A 3,127-nucleotide genomic window follows, 5' to 3' on the forward strand; every position below is an offset into this window, starting at 1 on the left:
CTTGTGGCTAGCGCGCAAACACCAGCGTCAGATTGTTCGCGGGCATCTCGATCGCATCGAGCAGGCTGAGGCCGATTGCCTGTGCCAGCTTCTCGACGTCGCCGATGTCACGCACGCCCCATTCCGGATTGCCTTCGCGCAAGGAGGTGTCGAACACCGCATTGCTGAGCGCGGTGTGCTTGCCGTCGCGCTTGAAGGGGCCGTAGAGGAACAGCTTGCCGTCGTTGCGCAGATATCGGCCGGCGCCGGCAAACAGGCCTTCGGCCACCGCCCAGGGTGCGATGTGAATGACGTTGGCGCAGAACACCGCGGCAAGGCTCGTCGGCCCCTGCCCGCTCTTCATCTCCGGGCACCAGTCGGGATCGGTGAGGTCGATCCGCAGAGGCGGGCGGATGTTCGGCAGGCCCGCATGCACGCGCCAGGCTTCGATGCTCTTGAGATGGCGCTGGTTGAGATCGCTCGGCCACCAGATCAGGCCGGGCGTGTGGCGGGCAAAATGAACGACGTGCTGGCCGGTGCCGCTGCCGAGTTCCACGACATTACCGGTCGCACCGGCGAGATGTTTCTCGAGCGCGGCCCAGATCGGCTCGTAATTGCGATGGAAGGCCGGCGCATCGAGCCGGCCGTCCGACTCGACCCGGCCGCCATCCCTGCCAAATTCGACGACATATTCAGCCAAGTGACGTCCCCAAAAAATGCGAACCAGTAAAAGAGGCCGAGAGGGCCAAACGCCCGAGAATAATTTGCTAGCCCAAGCCCATCCGATGAACGAACTATCCCATCGGTTGCAATGAGGACGATATTAACTCCATTTTGCCGCGTGCATAGTCTTGATTGTCAGGCTCTCGCCTTTGTGCTTTTGAACCATTCCGCAAACGACATCATCGACATACCGCTTTCGGGACGATGCCTTGACCGCCTTTCCTTGCAAGCCCGCTTCGCTTGCTGCGCTGGCCCTGCTCGCCGGCGCGGCGATCGCCCCGGCGGGGGCGCAGTCCGCAGCGACTGAGGGCCGGAAGCTCGCCTTCGATCGCGGCAAGGGCAATTGCCTGACCTGCCACGTCATCAAGGGCGGCGATCTGCCCGGAACGATCGGACCCGAACTGAAGGACATCAAGGCCAGATACCCCGACCGCGACGAGCTGTTCGCAATCATCTTCGACGAGACCAAGCGCAATCCGCAGACCATGATGCCGCCATTCGGCAGAAACCGGATTTTGACCGAACAGGAGATCAACGCGATCGTTGATTTCCTGCAGACCCTGTAACGGCCCGCGGCCGAGGAGATTCGAGATGACCACGTTCAGCGGCCCTCATGCGACGCGGCGCCTGATCCTTCAGGGCGCAGCTTCGGTCGCGTTGCTCGGCCTCGGCAATCTGCCGTTCGGGCCGGCGCGCGCCGCGGCGAACGACAAATATCCGGAAGATGCCTTCAAGCAGAAGAACGAGGCCGACGCGATCAAGGCGCTTTACGGCAAGACCGCCGAGCCGTCGGACAAGGTCAAGCTCGATGCGCCGGAGATCGCCGAGAACGGCGGCGTCGTGCCGATCTCAGTGACGACGACGCTGGACAAGGTCAGCTCGATCTCGTTCTTCGTGGCGGAGAACCCGAACGCGCTGGCGGCAAGCTACAGGATTCCCGACGGCACGATCCCCGCCGTCGCCAACCGGCTGAAGATGGCCAAGACCACCAGATTGACCGCGATCGTGGAAGCCGACGGCAAGCTCTACAGCGCGACCAAAGAGGTCAAGGTCACCGTCGGCGGTTGCGGCGGCTAAGCGAGGCAATTCGACATGGCATCCAGCATTCGCGTGCGCGCAACGTCCAACGGCGACATCACCGAGGTGCAGGCGCTGATCCAGCACCCCATGGATACCGGCCTGGTCAAGAATCCCAATGGCGAGCTGATCCCGGCCCACTTCATCCAGGAGCTGAAGTTCGAATGTAACGGCAGGGACGTCTTCGTCGCCGATTGGGGCACTGCGGTCTCGAAGGACCCCTACGTCAAGTTCAGCTTCAGGGGCGCCAAGAAGGGCGACGAGCTCAAGATCTCCTGGACCGACAACAAGGGCGGCTCGGACACGACCACCGCGAAGATCGCGTGATGAAACGACACGCCGCGATTCTGCTCGGCTCGGCTTTGGCCGCACTGGCTTGCCCAGCAACGGATGCGGCCGCAGCCGACAAGGTCGATCCCGTCGCCGATGCCAAGGCGTTCCAGAACTTCTTCTTCCAGAAATTTCCTGATGTGAAGCACGAGGATTTCGTCAACGGCCCGTATTCCATGGACGAGGGCTTGAAGCGGCAGTGGCAGGAGAAGGAGGAATTCCCTCCTTACGAGTTCGCGCTCGAGGCCGGCAAGGACATGTTCTCGACCCCGTTCAAGAACGGCAAGACCTATGCCGACTGCTTCCCGAACGGCGGCATCGGCATCCGCCAGAACTATCCGTATTTCGACGAGAAGGAAGGCAAGGTCGTCACGCTGGAGCTCGCGCTCAACCGCTGCCGCGAGGCCAATGGCGAAGCGCCCTATTCCTACGTCAAGGACGAGATGGCCTCGCTCACCGCCTACATGGCCTATACTTCGCGCGGCAAGCCGATGGACATCAAGATTCCCGACGATCCGCGCGCGCTCGCGGCGTTCGAGAACGGCAAGCGCTATTTCTACAGCCGGCGCGGCCAGATGAATTTCTCATGCGCGAGCTGCCATGTGCAGAGCCCGGGCGAGCGCATCCGCGCCGAGACCCTGGCGCCGGCGCTCGGCATCCTCAACGCGATGCCGATCTACCGCTCCGAATGGAGCGGCATGGGCACAACCAGCCGCCGCTTCGTCACCTGCAACAGCCAGACGCGCGCGGTTCCGTTCGAGCCGCAGTCCGACGAATATCGCGATGTCGAATATTTCCTGTCCTACGTCGCCAACGGATTGCCGATCTCGGGACCGGGAGCACGGCCATGAAGCGGTCATCAGCGCTCGCCATGATGCTCGCCTTGAGCCTTGCGCCGTCCGCGCGCGCGGCCAATGAGGCGGATTACAAGGCGGCCTATGCCGCCGCCGAAGCCGCCTCCAAGGAGGCGGCCGGCATGCGCAATCAATGGACCGTGACTGTATCTGCGTTGGCGGCA

General features: G+C 62.7%; 5 protein-coding genes. 4 read left to right on the top strand and 1 reads right to left on the bottom strand.

The genetic code is table 11. The annotated features are described in order from the left end of the window. Positions 1-7 precede the first annotated feature (7 nt). The gene (locus tag JHD07_RS25660) at positions 8-679 is read right to left on the bottom strand and encodes a DUF938 domain-containing protein (RefSeq protein WP_291627140.1); all 672 of its coding nucleotides are present in this window, start codon (positions 677-679) and stop codon (positions 8-10) included. Positions 680-950: 271 nt separating this feature from the next. Between JHD07_RS25660 and soxX the strand changes: the two genes are divergently transcribed. From soxX to soxA, 4 genes are read left to right on the top strand one after another with little or no spacing between them, the layout of a single operon-like run. Beyond that, positions 951-1,268: a sulfur oxidation c-type cytochrome SoxX gene (gene soxX / locus JHD07_RS25665; RefSeq protein ID WP_291627155.1), complete on the top strand. Its 318-nt coding sequence runs from the start codon at positions 951-953 to the stop codon at positions 1,266-1,268. Positions 1,269-1,293: 25 nt separating this feature from the next. After that, positions 1,294-1,779 carry a thiosulfate oxidation carrier protein SoxY gene (soxY, locus tag JHD07_RS25670; protein ID WP_291627142.1) on the top strand — a complete coding sequence of 162 codons (486 nt, stop codon included), beginning with the start codon at positions 1,294-1,296 and terminating at the stop codon, positions 1,777-1,779. 15 nt (positions 1,780-1,794) lie between these two features. Then, complete coding sequence (soxZ, locus tag JHD07_RS25675; protein WP_291627144.1) at positions 1,795-2,106, top strand: thiosulfate oxidation carrier complex protein SoxZ; 312 nt, start codon at positions 1,795-1,797, stop codon at positions 2,104-2,106. Then, positions 2,106-2,960 carry a sulfur oxidation c-type cytochrome SoxA gene (gene soxA, locus JHD07_RS25680; RefSeq protein WP_291627146.1) on the top strand — a complete coding sequence of 285 codons (855 nt, stop codon included), beginning with the start codon at positions 2,106-2,108 and terminating at the stop codon, positions 2,958-2,960. The genes soxZ and soxA overlap by 1 nt, the downstream gene beginning before the upstream one ends. Positions 2,961-3,127: the final 167 nt, after the last annotated feature.

The sequence above is a fragment of the Bradyrhizobium sp. genome (assembly GCF_016462955.1).
In the GTDB taxonomy this organism is placed as follows: domain Bacteria; phylum Pseudomonadota; class Alphaproteobacteria; order Rhizobiales; family Xanthobacteraceae; genus Bradyrhizobium.

What these genes read in the sequence shown, in the direction of transcription:
- soxY (WP_291627142.1), top strand. Translation starts at nt 1,294, where the DNA reads ATGACCACGTTCAGCGGCCCTCATGCGACGCGGCGCCTGATCCTTCAG.
- soxZ (WP_291627144.1), top strand. Translation starts at nt 1,795, where the DNA reads ATGGCATCCAGCATTCGCGTGCGCGCAACGTCCAACGGCGACATCACC.
- soxA (WP_291627146.1), top strand. Translation starts at nt 2,106, where the DNA reads ATGAAACGACACGCCGCGATTCTGCTCGGCTCGGCTTTGGCCGCACTG.